This window comes from Glutamicibacter sp. AGC84 (assembly GCF_053543575.1).
The window spans coordinates 1-19894 of the sequence record NZ_JBLVOC010000025.1 but is presented as its reverse complement, the minus strand read 5'-3'; the positions used below and the strand labels follow the sequence as shown (position 1 = coordinate 19894).

General features: G+C 61.9%; 23 protein-coding genes. 15 read left to right on the top strand and 8 right to left on the bottom strand.

Going from position 1 to position 19894, the window contains the following annotated elements; genetic code table 11:
• The first annotated feature begins 135 nt into the window (after positions 1–135).
• The 4 genes from ACNPN0_RS13930 (at position 136) to ACNPN0_RS13915 (ending at position 4160) form a co-directional block, all read left to right on the top strand.
• Complete coding sequence (locus tag ACNPN0_RS13930; RefSeq protein WP_448937997.1) at positions 136–1125, top strand: FUSC family protein; 990 nt, start codon at positions 136–138, stop codon at positions 1123–1125.
• 158 nt (positions 1126–1283) lie between these two features.
• Positions 1284–2048: an aquaporin Z gene (gene aqpZ / locus ACNPN0_RS13925; RefSeq protein WP_105656091.1), complete on the top strand. Its 765-nt coding sequence runs from the start codon at positions 1284–1286 to the stop codon at positions 2046–2048.
• 138 nt (positions 2049–2186) lie between these two features.
• Positions 2187–2957, top strand: a complete 771-nt coding sequence (locus ACNPN0_RS13920; RefSeq protein WP_332731281.1) for a CPBP family intramembrane glutamic endopeptidase — start codon at positions 2187–2189, stop codon at positions 2955–2957.
• 3 nt (positions 2958–2960) lie between these two features.
• A complete protein-coding gene (locus ACNPN0_RS13915) occupies positions 2961–4160 on the top strand; it encodes an MFS transporter (RefSeq protein WP_105656093.1) in 1200 nt (399 codons plus the stop codon).
• A gap of 41 nt (positions 4161–4201) precedes the next feature.
• Here the strand turns inward: ACNPN0_RS13915 and ACNPN0_RS13910 are convergent, their stop codons facing one another.
• Positions 4202–4990, bottom strand: a complete 789-nt coding sequence (locus tag ACNPN0_RS13910; RefSeq protein ID WP_448937998.1) for a hydrolase — start codon at positions 4988–4990, stop codon at positions 4202–4204.
• Between the two features lie 197 nt (positions 4991–5187).
• On the opposite strand from ACNPN0_RS13910, the gene ACNPN0_RS13905 reads away from it, so the two are divergent.
• A complete protein-coding gene (locus ACNPN0_RS13905; protein ID WP_105656095.1) occupies positions 5188–6528 on the top strand; it encodes an MATE family efflux transporter in 1341 nt (446 codons plus the stop codon).
• A gap of 29 nt (positions 6529–6557) precedes the next feature.
• Here the strand turns inward: ACNPN0_RS13905 and ACNPN0_RS13900 are convergent, their stop codons facing one another.
• The 3 genes from ACNPN0_RS13900 to ACNPN0_RS13890 are packed head-to-tail and all read right to left on the bottom strand — an operon-like array spanning position 6558 to position 7709.
• Positions 6558–6713 carry a hypothetical protein gene (locus ACNPN0_RS13900; protein ID WP_166650859.1) on the bottom strand — a complete coding sequence of 52 codons (156 nt, stop codon included), beginning with the start codon at positions 6711–6713 and terminating at the stop codon, positions 6558–6560.
• Entirely contained in the window at positions 6691–7053 is a 363-nt protein-coding gene (locus ACNPN0_RS13895) for a hypothetical protein (protein ID WP_133834823.1), read from the bottom strand. The genes ACNPN0_RS13900 and ACNPN0_RS13895 overlap by 23 nt, the downstream gene beginning before the upstream one ends.
• A gap of 20 nt (positions 7054–7073) precedes the next feature.
• Positions 7074–7709, bottom strand: coding sequence for a GntR family transcriptional regulator (locus ACNPN0_RS13890; protein WP_105656097.1), 636 nt, complete (start codon positions 7707–7709; stop codon positions 7074–7076).
• A gap of 130 nt (positions 7710–7839) precedes the next feature.
• Between ACNPN0_RS13890 and ACNPN0_RS13885 the strand changes: the two genes are divergently transcribed.
• The 6 genes from ACNPN0_RS13885 (at position 7840) to rraA (ending at position 13552) form a co-directional block, all read left to right on the top strand.
• Complete coding sequence (locus ACNPN0_RS13885) at positions 7840–9153, top strand: MFS transporter (RefSeq protein WP_448937999.1); 1314 nt, start codon at positions 7840–7842, stop codon at positions 9151–9153.
• 34 nt (positions 9154–9187) lie between these two features.
• Positions 9188–10408 (top strand): alpha-hydroxy acid oxidase, encoded by a 1221-nt coding sequence (locus ACNPN0_RS13880; protein ID WP_448938000.1) that lies wholly within the window; start codon positions 9188–9190, stop codon positions 10406–10408.
• Positions 10409–10464: 56 nt separating this feature from the next.
• Entirely contained in the window at positions 10465–11058 is a 594-nt protein-coding gene (locus ACNPN0_RS13875) for a DUF308 domain-containing protein (RefSeq protein ID WP_105662065.1), read from the top strand.
• Positions 11059–11096: 38 nt separating this feature from the next.
• The gene (locus ACNPN0_RS13870; protein ID WP_286134039.1) at positions 11097–11390 is read left to right on the top strand and encodes a hypothetical protein; all 294 of its coding nucleotides are present in this window, start codon (positions 11097–11099) and stop codon (positions 11388–11390) included.
• Between the two features lie 207 nt (positions 11391–11597).
• Positions 11598–12992, top strand: a complete 1395-nt coding sequence (locus ACNPN0_RS13865) for an amino acid permease (protein ID WP_286134064.1) — start codon at positions 11598–11600, stop codon at positions 12990–12992.
• A gap of 83 nt (positions 12993–13075) precedes the next feature.
• Complete coding sequence (rraA, locus tag ACNPN0_RS13860; RefSeq protein WP_105656102.1) at positions 13076–13552, top strand: ribonuclease E activity regulator RraA; 477 nt, start codon at positions 13076–13078, stop codon at positions 13550–13552.
• 16 nt (positions 13553–13568) lie between these two features.
• Here the strand turns inward: rraA and ACNPN0_RS13855 are convergent, their stop codons facing one another.
• Both ACNPN0_RS13855 and ACNPN0_RS13850 read right to left on the bottom strand, forming a co-directional pair.
• Positions 13569–13877: a hypothetical protein gene (locus ACNPN0_RS13855; RefSeq protein WP_105656103.1), complete on the bottom strand. Its 309-nt coding sequence runs from the start codon at positions 13875–13877 to the stop codon at positions 13569–13571.
• Positions 13878–14041: 164 nt separating this feature from the next.
• The gene (locus ACNPN0_RS13850) at positions 14042–14593 is read right to left on the bottom strand and encodes a CGNR zinc finger domain-containing protein (RefSeq protein WP_105656104.1); all 552 of its coding nucleotides are present in this window, start codon (positions 14591–14593) and stop codon (positions 14042–14044) included.
• A gap of 124 nt (positions 14594–14717) precedes the next feature.
• Between ACNPN0_RS13850 and ACNPN0_RS13845 the strand changes: the two genes are divergently transcribed.
• The 4 genes from ACNPN0_RS13845 (at position 14718) to ACNPN0_RS13830 (ending at position 19021) form a co-directional block, all read left to right on the top strand.
• Positions 14718–15695: an EamA family transporter gene (locus ACNPN0_RS13845; protein WP_448938001.1), complete on the top strand. Its 978-nt coding sequence runs from the start codon at positions 14718–14720 to the stop codon at positions 15693–15695.
• Between the two features lie 127 nt (positions 15696–15822).
• Entirely contained in the window at positions 15823–17346 is a 1524-nt protein-coding gene (locus ACNPN0_RS13840) for a GMC family oxidoreductase (protein WP_448938937.1), read from the top strand.
• Positions 17347–17516: 170 nt separating this feature from the next.
• A complete protein-coding gene (locus ACNPN0_RS13835) occupies positions 17517–17969 on the top strand; it encodes a MarR family winged helix-turn-helix transcriptional regulator (protein ID WP_448938003.1) in 453 nt (150 codons plus the stop codon).
• Positions 17966–19021: an FUSC family protein gene (locus ACNPN0_RS13830; protein ID WP_448938004.1), complete on the top strand. Its 1056-nt coding sequence runs from the start codon at positions 17966–17968 to the stop codon at positions 19019–19021. The genes ACNPN0_RS13835 and ACNPN0_RS13830 overlap by 4 nt, the downstream gene beginning before the upstream one ends.
• Here ACNPN0_RS13830 and ACNPN0_RS13825 read toward each other — a convergent pair.
• Both ACNPN0_RS13825 and ACNPN0_RS13820 read right to left on the bottom strand, forming a co-directional pair.
• A complete protein-coding gene (locus ACNPN0_RS13825) occupies positions 19005–19328 on the bottom strand; it encodes a 4a-hydroxytetrahydrobiopterin dehydratase (protein WP_365942785.1) in 324 nt (107 codons plus the stop codon). The two genes, ACNPN0_RS13830 and ACNPN0_RS13825, sit on opposite strands and share 17 nt — an antisense overlap.
• 176 nt (positions 19329–19504) lie before the next feature.
• Positions 19505–19894, bottom strand: a 390-nt coding sequence (locus ACNPN0_RS13820) for a transposase (RefSeq protein WP_448938005.1), incomplete at its 5' end; no start/stop codon positions are given.

The following is a 19894-nucleotide window of genomic DNA, read 5'->3' as shown; positions in this document are numbered from 1 at the left end:
GAGGCACCATGGGATCCGAGGGATGCAAGCAATCAGATAATTGCCAGGACGACTCGGGATTCCATGATGACGGCAGGCAGAGCAGCTCCGGTCTCCACAGCCATTGGTAAGTTCAAATTCACGCGCGGTTCGCTCGTGAATTGGCAGCTCTTCGCCATTTCGCACAGCCCAGAGATCCGCCCGGCCCTGCGCGTAGGCCTCGGATTGGGACTTCCGGGGATTGCACTGCTGCTGATTGGCAGAACGGACCTCCTTGCCTACGCTGTTTTCGGCTCCATTGTCGGGATGTACGGCCGAAATCCGCATCGCTCGCAGCGACTGAAGGACCAGGTGCTCGGAGCTGCACTGATGCTGTGTGCGGGAATTTGCGGGATCGCCATGGCCCCCTTGGGTATGCGCGGGTGGACGCTGCTTGCCGGAGGAATGTTCTGGGCGGCCTTCAGCTCATTGATCGCTGATCGATATGGGCTCAAGCCCGGCGGTGCCTTCTTTCCGCTCTTTGCGTTTGGTGCGTTGGGAACTTTGCCGGTGGGGGAGCTTCCCGCCCTTGATGGCGTGGCCGCGTTCGTCGCCACCGCTCTGTTCAGCATCCTGCTCGGCCAAGCCGCACGCTTCGGACGAGTGGAAGAGTGCAGCTCGGAAGGCCTCGCGATTCCATGGCCCCGCATCCTGCGCAGGGCATGCACCTACCTGATAGTTGTTTTCCTGGCTGGAGCTGTCGGGATTACTCTGCAGGTCGAGCATCTCCAATGGACCATGGCCGGGGCGGCCGTTCCGCTTGCCGTCGGCAACGCCCGGGGACGGTTGCGACGTGGGGCTCACCGCATCGGGGGAACCCTGGCCGGTATAGGCGTGTTGTTTGGGATCACGGCCCTGACTCCCAGCGAACTGGTGATCGGCTGCTGCATCATCTTGCTGATGTTCCCAACCGAGGCCTATATGGTCCGGAACTACGGCCTTGCCCTCAGCTTTTTCACGCCGCTGATTATCCTGATGCTTCAGCTGGCTAATCCGAAGAGCGGATCCCAGATGGTGTGGGACTGCGCTATGGGAAATCTTCTCGGTGTCGTTGTCGGCATTGCGGCCGCTTCAATTTTCGAACGGCAGCCCCGAACCACGATCTAGAAACGCCGCAACTGCGGCGCGGCAGATCAGAAGCATGAACCCAGAAGAAAAATAAGACGAACGAGATCTATTAAGTAGCCGCAGGCCTACCGCAGCCCCATCGGCAGGACATAAGCTGGCCTTGAACTCGCATAATTCATCGAGGATAAGGAAAAAGCATGTCAGATGCAGCTGTGCCAACTGTTGGCGCAAAACTATCGGCAGAATTCTTGGGCACATTCGTGCTGGTCTTCGGTGGCTGTGGTTCAGCGATCTTCGCAGCCAAGGTCATCGCAGATGAAACCGTGAACATGGGCATCGGATTCCTGGGCGTAGCTCTGGCTTTCGGTTTCACTGTGCTGATCATGGCGTACGCAGTAGGGCATATCTCCGGCGGCCATTTCAACCCTGCCGTCACCCTGGGCACGGCCTTTGCCGGGCGCACCCCGTGGAAGGATGTCCTCCCGTACATCGTCACGCAGATCGTCGCTGCTTCGGTGGCGGGTGCCGTGCTGTTCTGGATCGCTTCGGGCAAGGACGGATTCAACGCAGTCGAATCCGGTTTCGCTTCCAATGGCTATGGGGAGCGATCGCCAGATGGCTATTCGCTGGTTGCGGCACTGGTCGCAGAGATCGTTTTGACTGCGATCTTCCTGTACGTGATCCTCGGCTCCACCGACAAGCGCGCGCCGCAGGGTTTCGCGCCGATCGCTATCGGCCTGTCATTGACCCTGATCCACCTGGTGTCCATTCCCATCACCAATACCTCGGTCAACCCGGCACGTTCCCTGGGCGTCGCATGGTTCGCCGGCCCGGAAGCCTTGGGCCAGGTATGGCTGTTTATCCTGGCACCGGTTATCGGTGCGGCCATTGCCGGTGTCAGCTACAAGGTGCTCTTCCCGGCCTTCGTGGACAAGGGTCGCGAAGGTTTCGACAAGAACTAGCAGATGATGGGAGCTCGCGGTTACCGCAGCTCGCTGAACCCAGTCCAATAGACTTCGACGTCGGCTGGACTGGGTTCGTCCTTTCACGTGGAACGATGAACTTGGGAAATCCACATGGAAGGCGATTAGGCTTGTCATATGCAACAACGGCCAGAGTACATGAACCCCTATTCGGCTCCGCGGCCCAAGCAACGCGTCTTCAACGCCGGGCAATTCACCAAGGGCGACTTCTGGACAGTTCTTGCCTACCTCGTCTTCTTTGTCGGGGGCGCAGCAGGCCTCATCGGCTTGATCCCTGGCTACATGGGCGCCTTCTCCACCCAGGAACAGGCGCTGTTCGGGATCAACCTGATCCTGTATGTCACCTTCTTCATTCTCGCGATGATCCAGTGCGGTCCGCAGTTCTTCGAGTCGTTCAAGACCATGCGCTACCACCCCTGGGCCAAATGGCTGATGCTGCCCGGTGGCTGGTTCCTGACCATCATGGCCAACGGAATCATCGCCGCCTTGACGGGCCAAGCGGCCACCAGCGAGAACCAGGCGGCCCTGGAATCCATGGCCGGAACGGTGCCGCTGCCGGTCATGCTGGTGGTCACTGCGCTCTTCGGCCCATTCGTCGAGGAATACCTGTTCCGCCATCTGCTCATCGGCAAGCTTTCACGCAAGCTCAACGTCTGGCTTTGCGCACTGATCTCCACGGTGCTGTTCGCCAGCATCCACTTCATTGGCGCGGGCATCGGCTCGTGGCTGGAGGTCGTGCCGTACTTCATGCTGGGCGTCATGATGGGTGTTGCCTACATCCTCAGCGGCAAGTCGCTGGCCTACTCCTACATGCTGCATGTCATTAACAATGCCGTAGCGCTGCTGGTGGTGTACCTGATCTACCCGCTGCTTCCTGTGGGAGCCTAGGCAGTGGCATTTACCGGACTCGAACCGAACACCCCCGCCTATCGGGGCATGCTGCTGGCGCTTTTTGCCGGCGGCGTCGCCACGTTCTCCCAGCTCTATGCGGTGCAGGGGCTGCTGCCGGTGATCGCCGGCTATTTCCACATCACCTCTTCGCACACGGCACTTGCCGTTTCATCAGCGACCCTGGGACTGGCATTGGCCGTGACTCCATGGGCCATCATTTCCGACCGCGTCGGGCGCCGCAAGGTCATCAGCATCGCCCTGATCTCTTCGGTTGCCCTGGGACTGCTCAGCTGCCTGTCGCCAAGCTTCGAGTTCCTGGTGGCGATCCGGTTCTTCGAGGGAATTGCCTTGGCAGGTGTTCCCGGCTCTGCACTGGCCTTCCTCGTTGACGAGGTCAATCCGCGAGCCGTTGCCGTGGCCAGCGGCACCTATATCTCCGGCACCACCCTTGGCGGGCTGGCCGGACGCTTGGTCGCCAGCTTTGTCGCAGACCCCGCCGGCTGGCGCTGGGGGGTCGCGGCAGTGAGCATCATGGCTGGCCTGGCGACGCTCTTCTTCCTGTTCAAGGCGCCCAGCGCCCAGGGCTTCGACCCCATCCACGGCCAGAACCTGCGCAGCATCGCCAAGAAGTTCGCACATGCATTGCACGGCAAAATGGCACTGGTCTATGCCCAGGGATTCTTGCTCATGGGCGGATTCGTGGCCGTCTACAACTACCTGGCTTTCCGGCTGGAAGCACCGCCCTACCTGATTCCGGCTTCGTGGGCGGCACTGGTCTTCTTGGCCTACCTTTCTGGAACCTACACCTCGGTGGCCAGCAGCAAACTCGTCGCCAAGGCTGGACGGCGAAATACCCTGCGCATCAGCATTCTCACCAGCGCCCTGGGCTTGCTGCTGACCCTGGCCGGGAACCTGGTCGTGATCATCAGCGGGTTGCTGATCTTCACCGCTGGCTTCTTCGCGGCCCACGCGGTCGCCAGCGGGTGGGTGCCGGTGCTGGCCACCGAAGCCAGGGCACAGGCCTCCAGCCTGTACAACTTGTTCTACTATGTGGGCTCATCACTGCTTGGATGGCTCATCGGCATCCCCTTCATGCACTACGGCTGGGCCAGCGTCGTGCTTTGCGTTGGCGCGTTGCAGGTGGTTGCCCTGATCATGGCTTCCTTGCTCTCCAAAAGGGACCCATCCCTTCGCGGATAATTCATATTCCGCATTCGGAATACTCAACTTTGCGCGAAATATCAGGTCAGATCGTCGAATTTTCCTGATACCCACCTGGCATAGCGTTCCGCAGAGAACTGGACCACCCGGTGGGCATCGGCCTGGATGCAGGCCGCGAAGTTGTTGTAGAGGCGGTCGAACTTCACCGGCTCCAGATCCTTGGCCATGCGCCGCACCACGGCAGCCGAGAGCGGGATGCGGTTGGGGTAGCTGCGCAAGAAGGTCGCATTGCCATCGGCCACGGGGAAAATCGCGTCGCCAGCCAGCAGGACTCCGCGGCCATCGGCCCCTGCTTCCCAAACAGCCGCAGTGCTGCCCGGGAAGTGGCCGCCGAGCTGCATCAGCTTGATCCCGGGCAGCACCTCAAAAGGCTGGGACCAGGACCTGACGGCGGCTGAGGAATACTGGACCCACTGCGCATCTTTCTCGGCGACGAGGATCGGCGCATCACCCAGCGCCTGGCTGTATTGCTGCTGCACCCCGTACATGTGCGGATGGCTCGCCACAATGGCCGCCAGCTTTCCGCGGCTATCCAGCCAATCAATGATTTCTCCGGTAATCAGCCCGGGCACGTCGAAGAGCAGGTTGCCCGCGGTGGTCTCCACGAGCAAGGAGCTTTGGCCTATGCCGATTTCGGGAGAAGCAATCGCATTCAGTCCCGGCTCCAGCGAAGTGATCGTCAGCTGGTGGCCGGCTGCTGCCAGGTCTTCGGTGCGCACCCAACGCTGGATTCCGCCCGGAATGTACTGGCGTTCATCGGCGCAGATGGGGCAGGTGCCGGTGGGTTGCGGGCCCGGCGGGAACTCCACGGCGCAACCCGCGCATTGCCAATGGCCAATATGGTCTTGTCCCATGGGAAACCTGTTTTCTGGTGGCGGTGCTGGCTGTGCCCTGCTTGCTTCCAAACCTAGTACTCGCTCCGGACGCAGGAAAGAGGACTGCACCGGGAATCCTCCTGCGCGCAAGCAAATGGTGAAAGTCCACTCTGCTTCGTAGAGTTGAGGGTGTGAATCCTTCAACCCCCACCGAATCCCCGCGGAGCTTGGCCCGGCAGATCCTTGCCTTGGCAGTTCCCGCCTTGGGTGCTTTGATCGCCGAGCCGCTGTTCTTGATGGCCGATTCGGCCATCGTGGGCCACCTTGGTGTGGCCGAGCTGGCCGGCGCCGCACTGGGCACCACGGTGCTGCACACTGCAGTGGGGTTGATGATCTTCTTGGCCTATGCCACCACGCCAGCTGTAGCCAGGGCCCTGGGCGCAGGCAACCCCGGCAAGGCCATGGCGGCGGGGCGTGATGGCATGTGGTTTGCCATAGTCCTCGGGGTGGTGCTGTCGCTGCTCGGATACTTCAGTGCCGATCGGCTTGTGGGCTTGATGGGCGGCGAAGGGGAAACCGCTGGATTCGCCGTCGATTACATCCGCTACTCGATGCCTGGCCTGACCGCGATGCTGCTGGTCCTGGCAGCCACCGGCGTGCTGCGTGGCATGCAGGACACGAAAACACCGTTGATCGTGGCCACCGCTGGCTTCGGATTGAATATCGTCCTGAACTTCGTGTTGGTCTACTGGGCCGATATGTCCGTAGCCGGTGCCGCGCTTGGCACATCGATCGCCCAGTGGATGATGGCGGTGGTGTATTTGTGGATGATCTTGCCAAGAATCCGCAAGCAAGGAATTTCCATGGCGCCGAGCTGGTCCGGGTTCATTTCCACCGGGCAAGTCGGTTCCTGGTTGATGCTGCGCAACCTGAGCATGCGCGCGGCGTTGCTCCTCACGGTTCTTGTCGCCACCAACGCCGGCACCCAGACACTGGCAGCGCACCAGCTGGTCTTCACGATCTTCAGTTTCCTGGCCTTTGCACTGGATGCGTTGGCTATTGCGGCCCAGGCCATGATTGGCCAGGAGCTGGGCCGCGGGGATGCAGAGCAGGTCCGCAAGCTCACCGGGATCATGAGCCGCTGGGGCATCTGCTTCGGCGTGGTCACCGGGATCCTGCTGCTTGCCACCTCGTGGGTCTTCCCGATGATCTTCACCCCGGATGAGCAAATCCGCCAGCTGACCACCGTTGGGCTGTGGGTGCTGGCATTGTCCCAGCCGTTGTGCGGTTTGGTGTTCGTGCTGGACGGCGTGCTCATCGGTGCGGGGGATGCCCGCTATCTCGGGTTGGTGGGCATAGCCAACCTTGTTCTCTACGTGCCGATGCTCTGGGCGGTTCAGGTCTTTGCCAAGGATTCCACGTCAGCGATTTTGTGGATCTGGGTTGCTTTCGCCATCGGCTACATGGCAGCTCGCGGCGTGAGCCTGTCCCTGCGTGCCAGGAACAGCGCTTGGATGCGGTTGGGCAGCTGAACCCAGGCCACCGGGCCGCTCGCCACCGATTACTCCTGGAGCTCCATTGCCTGGGCGGCAATCTCATGGGTGACCGCATGGTCCAGTGAGCTGGTGGTGCCCCGGCACCCGGATCCGGGCTGGGCAACGAGCTGTTGCGCTGGGCTGGTCAGGTGCTTGGCGCTACCGGTTTGCGCGAGCTCCAATGCGTATTCGAGGGCGTGGCCGATACTGGTACAGGACGCTACCGTTTTCCGGATGACGGCGTTCGATGCCTTCGAAGATGTTCTCGCGGACCACGAAGAAGTCCACGTCCCCTGGCTGGCGGAATTGCAGCAGGCTGCCCACGGCGCAGGAGAAGAGCGAGTCATGCACGCCAAGCCGCTCAATCCGGTTATCGGGCATCGTCTGCCTGTGCTTGGCGTTGGATCCAGCTTGAACCAGAAAGTCGTCAGCGGACTCGTTCAGTGAGCGCAGGCCTTCTGGCATGGCATCGGTGCTGACGACAGCGCCGGCAAGCACGGCGATGCTGTGTGCCTTGCCCATGATGCACCAGTGGTTGGCCGCTAGTGATGTCCCAGCATGGCTCGGCGGATGGATTCCAGATGCAGCGTCATGGCCTCGGCGGCCGCTGAAGGATCTGAATTCTGTATGGCGGCAAAGATCGACTGGTGCTCGGCCAGCTCGTCCGATTGAGACATGTATGGCTGCATGGAAGGCAACACGTAGTGGGCTCGAGCGGTTTGCGTGAAGCAGTTCTCCAGGCTGTCCACAATGCGGGAGTTGCGCGATGCCGCGGCCAGTTCGCTATGGAAGCACTGGGCGGCATGCATGGAGGCAATGGGGTCGGAGACCGCCAGCTTTTGCTGGGCTTCAAGGTGCCCGGCCAGGGAAACCACAAGCGCGGCCGAATGCATGCTGGCTACCTGTCCTGCCACATGCGGTTCGAGCAAGCTGCGCAGTTCCAGGACTTCATAGACATCATTCATCGAGATGGCGCGAACCAGATAGCCCTTCTTGGGCAGCACCTGCAGCAGGCCCTCGCTGGTGAGCTGGCGCAGGGACTCGCGCACCGGGGTCTTGGAGACCTCGAACTCCTGGGCCAGTGCCGGTTCGATGATCAGGCTTCCCGGGGCAAGTTCCCCGCGGTTGATGCGTTCGCGCAAGGTGAGCGTGAGCTGTTCGGAGAGCGAGCTGGCCATGGTTTTCCGATTCCTAAGGGGCGTAACTTGGCGACCTGATCTAGCTATCGCTCTGGGCAACACTCTAGTCTGGGATGAAATATATTTCAGGTATCTTACGGAACACCACTTTATCGCAAGGACTACGACTGTGCCGATCACCCAGAACTCTGCCAGCACGCAGCAAGCGCGCAACCGGCGCCGGGCCCTGTTCGCCTCTGTCTTCGGCACGGCCATTGAATGGTACGACTACGCGCTGTATGGCGCGGCCGCATCGGTGGTGATCGGTCCGCTGTTCTTCGCCGGGGCCGGAGAATCGGCGGCCTCGATCGCGTCCTTTGCGACCTTCGCGGTGGGCTTCGTGGCCCGCCCGCTGGGCGGTGTGCTCATCGGCCACCTGGGGGACCGGTTCGGGCGCCGCCCGGCCATGCTGCTCTCGGTCATCCTGATGGGCATCGCCACCGTGGGCATCGGCCTGCTGCCAACCGCGCAGACCTGGGGCGTGTGGTCCGTGGGCCTGCTGGTGCTGCTGCGCCTGATCCAGGGATTCGGCGCTGGCGCGGAACTGACCGGTGCCATGACGCTGGTGGCCGAATACGTGGAGCCGAGAAAACGCGGGTTCTACACCTCGCTGGTGCTGTCCACCCCGCCGCTGGGCATCGCGCTGGCCACCGTGTGCTTCTTCCTGGTTTCGCTGGCCGGTGACGTGGTACTGCTCGGGTGGGCCTGGCGCATCCCATTCCTGGTCTCGGCACTGCTGTTCGTCGTGGCCATCTACATCCGCAACAAGCTGGAAGAGACCCCTGACTATGCCGCCGCCATGGCCTCGGCCCGTGCCGAGCAGCAGCAGGCCAAGCTCCCCATCGTGCAGGTATTCTCGGGGCATTGGCGCCGGGTCATCCTGGGCTTCCTGGCCATCACCGGGCACAATGCTGTCAACTACATCCTTGCGGTCTTCGCGCTGAGCCTGATGGTCACCAGTGGCATGGAGCGAAGCCATGCGCTGCTGGCGGTCACCCTGGGCTCATTGGTCTCCGTCGTGCTCACCCCGGTGGGTGGCTGGCTGGCCGATCGGTTCGGCGCATCCAAGGTCCTGGCGGCCGGGAATATCTCAGGTTTGATCCTTGCGTTCCCGATCTTCGCGATGATCTCAACCGGCGAGTTCGCCTTCGGATTCCTGGGCATCGCTGCCGGCTACGCGCTGGTGATCCCGTGCACTTCCGGTGCCCAAGGGGCCTTCCTCACCGAGCTGTTCCCCGTCTCGGTGCGCTTCTCCGGGATTGCCATCGCGCGCGAACTGAACGGCGCCATCGTCGCTGGGCTCTCGCCGCTGATTGCCGCTGCGCTCTTGCAGGCGGGCAACGGCTCCATCGCGATGCCAGCGGGATACCTGGCTCTGTGCTGCCTGTCCTCGGCCATTGCAATCTTCATCGGCACCCGCGCAAGCTCGCGCACCCTGTACTAGACCGGCAATTTCCACCGAAGTAAAGGAACAACCCATGGGTAATCTCAAGCGCCAACTGCCCGACGTGGCCGAACTGGTCAGCCTGATGAAGTTCAAACTCCCCAGCACTAGCCCTCGCGCCGCCCGGCTGGCCGGTACCGCCGACATCTGGGATCTGCGCAAGATCGCCAAGCGCCGCACCCCCGCCGCGGCCTTCGACTATGTAGATGGCGCTGCCGGGCGAGAAATCACCGCGACCCGAGCCCGAGCGGTGTTCGACAGCGTTGAGTTGTTGCCGCGAATCCTGCACGGAACCGCGCAGTCGGATCTTTCCACCACCATTGCCGGCGCCCCATCGGCATTGCCCTTCGGCATCGCACCCACCGGCTTCACCCGCTTCATGCACTCCGAGGGCGAAATCGGCGGCTCGCGGGCTGCCCAGAAAGCAGGGATTCCTTTCAGCCTGTCCACCATGGGCACCCGATCCATCGAGGAGGTCGCCGAGGCTGCCCCCAAGGGACGCAAATGGTTCCAGCTCTATCTGTGGAAGGACCGGGAGAAGTCCAGGGCGCTGGTGGAACGTGCCGCCGCAGCGGGCTATGACACCTTGCTGGTCACCGTGGACACCCCGGTGGCCGGCCAGCGCCACCGCGATACCCGCAACGGCATGAAGATCCCGCCGGAATTGACCGTGAAGACCGTGCTCGATGCGTCGTACCGACCCGAATGGTGGTACAACTTCTTGACCACCGATTCGCTGAAGTTCGCATCGCTGTCGGATACGTCGGCAGACCTGCCAACGATCATCAACTCCATGTTCGATTCGTCCTTGGACTTCGAGGATCTGAAATGGATCCGCGAGCTGTGGAAGGGCAAGCTCTTCGTCAAGGGCGTGCTCACCAGCGAAGACGCTGCCAAGGCACAGGCCGCCGGTGCTGACGGACTGGTTGTCTCCAATCATGGCGGCCGGCAGCTGGACCGCGCGCCGATCGCCTTCGAGGCGTTGGGCGAAGTGCGTGCCGAAGTCGGTGAGGACATGGAAATCATCATGGATTCGGGCATCATGTCCGGCGCGGACATTGTCGCCGCGCTGTGCGCCGGAGCGGACTTCGTGCTGATTGGCCGCGCCTACCTCTACGGCCTGATGGCTGGGGGAGAGGAAGGCGTCAGCCGTGCCATCGAATTGCTGGCCAAGGAAGTGGAAGTGACTATGCAGCTGATGGGCGCGGCGAGCATCGGGGATCTGGACCAGTCGCTGATTCGCCGCCGTGGCTGATGTGATTAACCCCGGGCGAAGTGGCGGTTAGTTCTATGAGCGGTAGAATAGAAATTGTGCCTGCACCAAAAACCACCCCAGTTCAAGCTTCAGAAGTTTTCCGCCCAGTATTCCTGCGCGGCCTGACAGCCCTGGCCTATGCCCTGATGTCGATTTTCTGGATCGGCGCAGATGACAAGGTTGTCACTTACTCCACGGCAGCGTTCCTCGTTGTCACTGGCGTGTTCATGTGGCAGTACGTATCTGTGGAAAGCGCGCCGGAGAAGTCGCGCGCCCCCTACGCGCTGGGTGCGGGACTGATGCTTCTGGCTGGTATTGCCACCATCTTCGTCAGCTCGATTGCCTGGGTCGGCTATGTGGGTGCCTTTGCATTCCTGGCCGGAGGCATTGCCGAGCTCATCGTCTTTGCCAAGCATCGCGAGGCCTTCCCGCCGTTCAGGAACCAGCTGGTTACCGGCGCGGTGGGCGTGATCTTGGCCATTTCGCTGTGCTTCAGCGGTGGCATGGATGCGCACGCATTGTTCGGCCTGATTGGCGGCGGAACTATCGTTCTGGCCGTTTTCGCGCTGATTGCCGCCTTCGGCCATCGCCATGAAATGAAGGCAGCCGCCCCGACCACGATCAATTCGCCGGACCAGGAAAGCAACTAGTCTTTAGGTCTGCAGTAAAAGTAGAAACGGAGTTCCTGGTGGGAAACAACAAGAAGAAGCAACCGTGGAGCCAGTCAATCAAGGGCCCACTGAGCTTCTCGCTGATCCTGGCCATCGTCGCCGGCGTGGTCGGCTTGGTTAGCTCCACCGGCGGATCGCAGAATCCCTTGCGCTTCGATATCGGTTTGGCCTGTTTCGGCATCGCCTTTGTCGCAAGCCTGCTGGTCATCTCGGTGATGACCATGGCTGCCAAGGACAATGATCCTGACCTGGGAAAGGGGACCGGGGTAAACCGATCCTCATCCAACCCGGACAAGAAGTTTGAAGACTGATAATAAAGCTTAGCCACGCAGCATGACGCGCTGGGACTGTCCATCCACAGATAGTCCCAGCGCGTTGTCGTTTGCCGGGCCAATTGATCGAGGCAGGACGCCTCAAGCACGCACCAAGGATTTCAAGTGAGTAGCACGAGTATCTCTGATCAGCATGGCCGCACCCCACTGGGCAAGCAGCTGCGACGGCGCAAGTCCATCCAGGCGATGGCCAACGACGCCGCGAACAACGCCGGGCTCGGGACGCTCAAGCGCTCGCTGGGCGTCACCCAGCTGGTCATGATCTCCGTCGGAGCCACCCTGGGCACCGGCATCCTGGTGATCCTCGGATCTGCCGTTCCGGTCGCCGGCCCGGCGATCTGGATCGCCTTCGTGCTGGCCGGCATCACCGCGCTGCTTTCGGCGGTCTCCTATGCCGAAATGGCGGGCATGGTCCCGGTCTCCGGCTCCAGCTATTCCTATTCCTACGCCACGCTGGGCGAAGGCATGGCCTGGGTGTGCGGTTGGTGCCTGGTCTTGGAATACGCAGTTTCCGCGGCAGCGGTGGCGGTGGGTGCCGGCGCCTACGTGAACCAGACGCTGGAGATCTTCGGCCTGGCTTTGCCCCAGGCCCTGGCCGCCGGCCCGGGCGACGGCGGCGTCATCAACCTCTCGGCATTGATCGTGGTCATCTTGGCGACCCTGCTGCTGGTTCGCGGTGCCCGCGAATCGGCACTGGCCAACACCGTCATGGTGATCGTGAAGATCGCCATCCTCGTCTTCTTCGTGGTGGTCGCCTTCACCGCTTTCAATGCCGGGAACTTCGCTCCGCTGCTGCCCATGGGCGCCGCGGGCGTGACCGGGGCAGCGTCCATGGTCTTCTTCTCCTACATCGGCTTCGACGCGGCCTCGACCGCCGGCGAGGAAGCCAAGAATCCGCAGAAGGACCTGCCGCGGGCAATCATGATCGCCATGGTGCTGGTAACCACCATTTACGTGCTGGTTGCCGTAGCTGCCATTGGCGCCCGGGAGTGGAACTGGTTCGCCGAATCGGAAGCCGCCCTGGTGCAGATTGTTTCCGAAATCACCGGACAGAAGTGGATGGTCTTGGCTTTCGCCCTGGCCTCGGTGATCGCGATCGTCTCGGTGGTGCTGACCACCTTGTACGGGCAGACCCGCATCCTGCTCTCCATGGGCCGCGACGGCTTGATCCCTCGCTTCTTCGCCAAGGTTTCGCCCAGCACCCGCACCCCGGTCATCGGCACCTACGTCACCGGCGCGGTCGTGGCCATTGCCGCCTCGCTGATTCCTCTGGGCCAGCTGGCCGAAGCGACCAGCATCGGCACCCTGTTCGCCTTCTCGTTGGTAGGTGTCTCGGTAATGTACCTGCGCAAAACCCAGCCGGATACCCCGCGGACCTTCCGCGTCCCGCTGTATCCGGTGACCCCGATTCTGGGCATCGCTGCCTGCCTGTTCCTGATGTTCAACCTGGCTGGCATCACCTGGCTGGTCTTCGCCATCTGGATGGCTGTGGGAGCTGCGATCTATCTGGGCTTCGGCCGCCGCAATTCGCGCCTCGGCGCCTTGGACGCCAAGGCCTATGAAGCGGAACTGAATCTCTGACACTTTCGTCATGCGCTGGGGTTGCGGGCACTGCGGGCTAAGCTGTGTGGTGGACCACTATCGCAGCTCATGAAGGAAACACCATGCACCAGGAACCGATCAGCACCGCCGACCTCTACGACCAGCATGGGGATGCACTGCAGTCCGTCTCGGCTCAATTCCAGGACTTTGGCGGGCGGCTGTCCTTCCACGGGCCGGCACGTACCGTGAAGTGCCATGAGGACAACGGCCTGGTCAAGGAGATCCTGAGCTTCCCGGGCAATGGCGCAGTGCTCGTGGTCGATGGGGGAGCATCCCTGCGTTACGCCCTGATGGGTGACATGATTGCCGCGAATGCCGAAGCCAATGGCTGGGCCGGGGTCATCATCAGCGGCGCCGTACGCGACCGTGCGGCACTGGCTGAGATGGAACTCGGGATCAAGGCACTGGGCAGCAACCCGCGCAAAACCGTCAAGCGCTCGCACGGTTCGGTGGATGAAGTGATCAGCATCGGGGATGTGAAGGTCCGACCGGGCGCGATGGTGTATGCGGATATCGACGGGATTCTTGTCGAAAACTAGCCGCTAGCCCATCCAGCTAGGGCTTGTCGCCTGCGCCTTCCCATTCCGCTTTGAACTCCTCGGTGCCCAAGGCCTCCAAATCCGCGCGGATCTGGACGATCAGCCGCTCAGCTTCTTCGAGGCTGGAGGTTGTCATGCGCAGCAGTACCGAATCGTCTTGGCGGGAATGCACGACTACCTGGGGCTCGTTCGCTTCGTACTCGGCATCGCCCAGCGTGGCAGAAGCCAGAGCTACAACCCAGCGGGCCGCGGCTTTCAATGGTCCGCTCTCAGCTGCTTCTATCCGTGCCTCGTAATCATCCGAAGCGTGGGTTTCCTGAGTCATGACCTGCCCCTTCCACTACTGCAACTGCCGGTATCCCGGTTGTGTGTTCATCATATGGCCCGGGCAAGGTAAAAGGCGAGGGGCATCGCCCAACGCCATTTTGGCCACGTGCTGGCCGATCACGGACGAAACTAGACTTGGTGTGCTCAGTGTCGGGGTTCTGGCTAATCGATACGTTTTCCGGCTTTGCGCGCACGGTAGGCGCGCACGTGCTCGCGGTTGGCGCAGTTGCCGGTATCGCAGTACAGCTTGGAGCGGTTGCGCGACAGATCCAGCAGGGCCGCCTCGCAGTCCTCCGAGGCGCAGATCCGCAGACGCTGCAATCCGCCGGAGCGGATCACTTCCGCCAGTGCCATCGCGGCGTCCACGGCCATGCGGTCGTAGAGCGGGGTGCTGTTGGTGGTGGCGTGCAGGTGGTAACCCAGCGATTCGCTCTTGATCAATTGAGGCTGGGCGTTGGCGTTGCGCAGGATCGCATTGACCCGGAAGACGGATTCTTCTTCGGTACCTATCCAGATGTTCTTCAGCTGGGAACGCAACTGGCGAATGGAGCGAAGCTCTGCCTGGTTGTGCGCGCGGGAGCCTTCGAAATTCTCGGCATCAAGGAACTCATCGAGATCAGCGACGGTGGAGAGCATATCCACGATTTGCACCTCGGTATTCAGAAGGTTCACCACGGACTTCAATGAAGCTTCGATATCTGGGGCAAAGGTCATAATTCGTTCCTGGAAGCTGGGTAGATTGACTGCCACTCAAGCCTAACCGTATCGTCATGCTCGTACCCCCATTTGCCCCTGAACGGCGGCATGAAATTCTTCGCGAAAGACTTCAAAGACCCTCATGAGCGACCTGTCTGATTCCGGCCTTCCGGCCGCCACTGCCGGCAGTCCAGTACTGCGTCAAAGCCAGTCCCGGGGGATCTGGATTGCGCTGGCATCCTCCGCGGCCTTCGGGATTTCCGGCTCCTTCGCCAAGGGGCTTTTCGAAGCAGGGTGGAGTCCCACTGCGGCCGTGGCCGCACGCATGGCCGGCGCCGCGCTGGTCCTGGCGATCCCTGCGATCCTGGCGATGCGCGGCCGCTGGACGTTGCTGCGCACCAACTGGGTGTCGATTGTGCTCTTCGGATTGTTTGGAGTGGGAGCCTGCCAGCTGTGCTATTTCTTGGCGGTGCAGCGCTTGGATGTCGGGGTGGCTTTGCTGCTGGAGTATCTGGCTCCGGTGCTCATCGTGCTGGTGCTCTGGGCCAAGCACCAGAAGCGCCCGTCGGCGGCAACGATCGCTGGCACCCTATTGTCATTGGCGGGCCTGGTGGCGGTGCTGGATCTGACCGGCGCCACGCGGATTGATCCTATCGGCGTGCTCTGGGGCTTGGGGGCAGCGGTGGGCCTGACGGTCTACTTCTTCATTAGCGCCAAGGTCGATGGCGCGCTGCCACCCATCATGCTGTCGGCCGGTGGCATGGCCGTTGGGGCGCTAACCATGCTGCTGGTTGGCGGCTTGGGAATCCTTCCAATGCAGTGGGCCGCCGGCAGCGGATCATTTGCTGGATATGAAACCCCGTGGTGGTTGGCCTTGACCGGGCTGATCCTGATCGCCACCGTGTTCTCCTACACCACCGGTGTGATGGCCGCCCGGGAACTGGGGTCCAAGGTGGCCAGCTTCATCTCGTTGACCGAGGTGCTTTTCGCGGTGCTGTGGGCTTGGCTGCTGCTCTCCGAACTGCCTGGTGCGGTGCAGCTGTTCGGCGGCCTGCTGATTGTGTGCGGCGTGGTGCTGGTGCGTGTCGATGAACTGCGTGCGGCACGGAAGGGGATCTAAGCGGCCCGTAGGGTAAAAATGCGCACGCGATGCCAATTGTTGTGCGCCGGATGCCAAGGGAAAACCCGCTGGCCTGTACAGGCTGGGAGAAACAAGTTTCGCAGGCATCCTAGCTGGAGGAAAATCCATGGGCAGCAAGTCGGTCATAGTCGTAGGCGCAGGTTCGGCTGGCTCGGTGGTCGCGCGCCGGCTCGTGGATGCCGGGGCGCGGGTGACCTTGTTCGAAGCTGGCTCCGAGGACACCAACCCTGCCATCCACGACCTCTCGCGCATGGGCGAGCTGTGGCATAGCAAGGACGACTGGGATTACCACACCGTCCCGATGGCCGGGGCAGCGAACAAGCCGATGCACCTGCCACGGGGCAAGGTGCTCGGCGGTTCCCACGCGCTGAATGCGACCATCTGGGTGCGCTGCGCCCCGCAGGATTTCGATGACTGGGCCAAGGACTGCGGCGAGCAGTGGGCCTGGAAGAATGTCCTGCCGATCTACAAGGAAATCGAGAACTTCTCTGGCGGCGCCAGCGAATTCCACGGCAGCGATGGGCTGGTGCCGGTGGACAACGACTACGAGCTGGATGAGATCCACCAGTCGATTATCGACGCCGCGGTGCAGTCCGGAATCCGGTTCAATCCCGACTACAACGGCGAGCAGCTGGAAGGCGTTTCCAAGGAGCAGATCAACGTTGCTGGCGGCGAACGCATCAACACCTGGAAGGCCTATCTGAAGCCGGTGCGCGAGCGCATGGAAATCATCACGGATGCCGAAGTGCATTCGGTGATCCTCGAATCCGGATCCGCGGTAGGCGTGCGCTATCGGATCGGCGGGCAGCTGCAGGAGCTGCGCGCAGATGAAGTGGTACTCTGCGCCGGCGCCCTGGGATCCCCGCAAATCCTGTTGCGCTCAGGCATCGGCCCGGCGGCCGAGCTCGAAGCAGCGGGCGTCATGCCGCTGCATGAGCTGGATCAGGTCGGCAAGAACCTGCATGACCACCTGCTGGCGCCGGTGATTGCCGAAACCACCACCCGCGCGATACCCGCCCCGCGTGCCGGAGTCTCCGTTTCGCAATCGCACATGTTCACCCGATCCCGCGAGGGCCTGGATCGCCCGGACACCCAGCCGATCTTCTTCGCCGTGCCCATGTACTCCCCGGGCATGGAACCGATCGACGGCACTGCCTTCACCTTGCACTCCGGGATCGTCACCCCGCACAGCCGCGGCGAAATCACCCTGAGCGGACCTGGCCTGGATGACCCGGTGAACATCGATTTGAACGCGCTGGATGATCCGCGGGATATGCAGGCATTCCTGGTATCGATGAAGCAATGCCGCGCGATGGTGGAGCAAGATGCCTTGGCCGGGGACTGGGGAGCCAGGGAAACCTACCCTGGTGAAGAAATACGCGGCGATGAGCAGCTGGAGGATTACATTCGGAACAACGTCGTGACCTACCACCACCAGGTGGGTACCTGCCGCATGGGCACGGATGCGCAGGCCGTGGTGGATCCGCAGCTGCGGGTACGCGGCTTGGAAGGGCTGCGCGTCATCGATGCCTCGATCGTGCCCAAGATCACCACCGGCAACACCAATGCCCCGGCCATCCTCATCGGCGAACTGGGCGCCAAATTCCTCTTGGCTGATCTTCGGCTCTGACAGGCGGCGCACTATGGCCGTGGCCAAGGAGAACGAGCCCTCACCTTCCAAAAGACGACGATTCCGCGGACCGCAGCTGGCGATGGAACGCGCGCCAGCTGCGTGTGAGATACATCGAATAAACTGCTTCAGGGCGAAATCGTTTCAAGCTGAAATGATATTTTGAAGGGATGAACGAACACCGGATTCCGCAGTTCCAATGGAACTCGCTGAGCTATCTCACCGCCCGAGCCGGACGCATCGGCACCCAGGAGCTCACCGAGCTGATGGAATCCGAGTCCTTGTCCCGGCATCATTTCACCATCATCTGCGCGCTGGAGGAGTTCGGCGGCATCTCCCAGAACGACTTGGCAGATCGCTCGAATGTGAACCGCGGCCATCTGGTGGCCTACCTCGATCAGCTGTCGAGCCGTGGGATCCTGGAACGCGAAGTTGATCCGGAGGACCGCCGCCGCAACGTCATCACGCTGACTCCCGAGGGCCGGAAATTCGCTGCCCGGGCGATGGAGGCTGCCTCGCATAACGAAGCCAAGGTCTTCGGCGCATTGGATGAGCCGCAGCGGGAGCAGCTGCGCACCTTGCTGCAGCTGGTCGCTACGCAGGACGGCGAGGCACGCCAGTGAAGCGCCACTTAGAAGAAATAGTGCAGCGCAGCGTCGTCGTGGCCCCTCACCGCCCGTCGCTCATCCCGGCAGTCAAGGCGACGATCAGCCTGGCCGCGCCGCTGATCCTGTTGGCCGGCCTTGGCCGCCTTGACTGGGCAATGTATGCAGCGTTCGGCGCCTTCTGCGCGGTCTTCGGCCGTTTCGACGCGTACGCGCCGCGTTTCTGGCAGCAGCTCTCGGCAGGTATCGTGCAACTGGCCGCAATGCTGCTGGGCACCTATTTTTCGCTCATCGAGGCACCGTTCCCGGTACGCGTGCTCGTGCTGGCATTCATTGGTTTTGGCGCCAACTACGTCTCCCATGCCGCGCGCTGGATGCCGCCGGGACCGGTCTTCGCGGTCTTCGCCGGCGGCGCCTGCCTGGGCATCCCGGCCACTTCGCAAAGCTTCACCGGGGTGCTGCTGGCCGGCGGCGGAACAATGGCCTTCAGCATGCTGCTGATGCTTGGCCTGTCGATGCGCAAAGCCAACCTGCTTCATACCCTGCGCTCCGGATACGCCTGGTCGCCCTCGCGCCGGGCCATGGCCCAATCGCTCCAAATGGGCACGGGCGTGCTGCTGGCGGGAATCGCAGGGCATCTGCTCAGCGACGGCCACTGGTACTGGGCCAGTCTCGGCGCGATCGCCGCAGTCACCGGCGCTGATGCCTATGCGCGGGTAGCCCGCGGGCTGCAGCGCTGCGCAGGCACCTGCATTGGCGTAGCGCTGACCGCAATAGTTTTCGCCTTCGATTCCCCGGTCTGGGTAATCCTGGCCGCTGCGCTGGCCTCGCAGTTCGTCATCGAGCTGGTGATTCTGCGCAACTATGCGGTGGGGATGGTATTCATGACGGTCACCGCACTGCTCATGGTCCACCTGGTCAGCCCTGAACCGGCCGCGTCCCTGCTCATCGACCGCATTTCCATGACGGCGCTGGGCGCTTTGGTGGGTGCGGTGCAGAGCATCGCCATTTCGCTGCTGGTGGCCCGCCGCCGCCAAGGCCGAACGCCGGGGGCTACCAGTGCTCGGTGACCACCTGCGCTTCGAGCTTGCCGGCCTCGATGGAGATATGGCGGGCTAATTCCAGATCCAGTGCTCCCAGATGCTCGGGCTGGTTATGCGCTAGGCGCAGCTCGACGATGGAAACCCGCCACTCCAGGTGCGGATGCCGGTTGTCCTGCTCGGCGCGCAGGCCTACCTGGACGATGAACTGCAAGGCCGTGCTCGCGCAATCGAAACGGTAAGCGGCCCGCAAACCCAGGTCATCACGCTTCCAATCAGGCAAGGCACCCAGCCTCTGATCGAATTCGAAGCGCGGTAACGGACCGGTTGATGCCATGGTTCTCTCCTCCAAGCGGCAGCGGGTCGGACTGTGCAAGTGGTTGCTGCCTGCCGCCATGATCGCATCGACCCCGGCGATCGCGGTAGCGATCCCAGCGACTATGCAGTTTGGCCCCGGCATCTGGCGATGTGAACTGGGTCCCGAAAGTTGGACGAGCTAAATAATAGTCCTGCTTAGGCTGCAAGGGTATGGCATCGATATTCCATCGGCGTCATACCCTTCAGTCGTTCCTGACGCCGACTGACGTTGTACCAATCAATGTACGTCTCAATCTCCACCTTGAGATCCTCGAAATCTGCGAAGTGCTCTCCATGGAACATCTCCGACTTGAGATGACCGAAGAAATTCTCCATGACCGAGTTGTCGAAGCAGTTCCCTTTACGAGACATGGACTGCACCGCACCATGCTCCTGCAGCAAAGCCTTCCACGACCAATGCTGATACTGGAATCCTTGATCCGTATGGACCAGCAGCTTCTTCCCGAAATCTTTCGAACCTAAGGCTTGAGCCAAGCTCTGATTAGTGAACGCCGTAGTTGGTGACGAAGCGATCGTGTAGCTCAA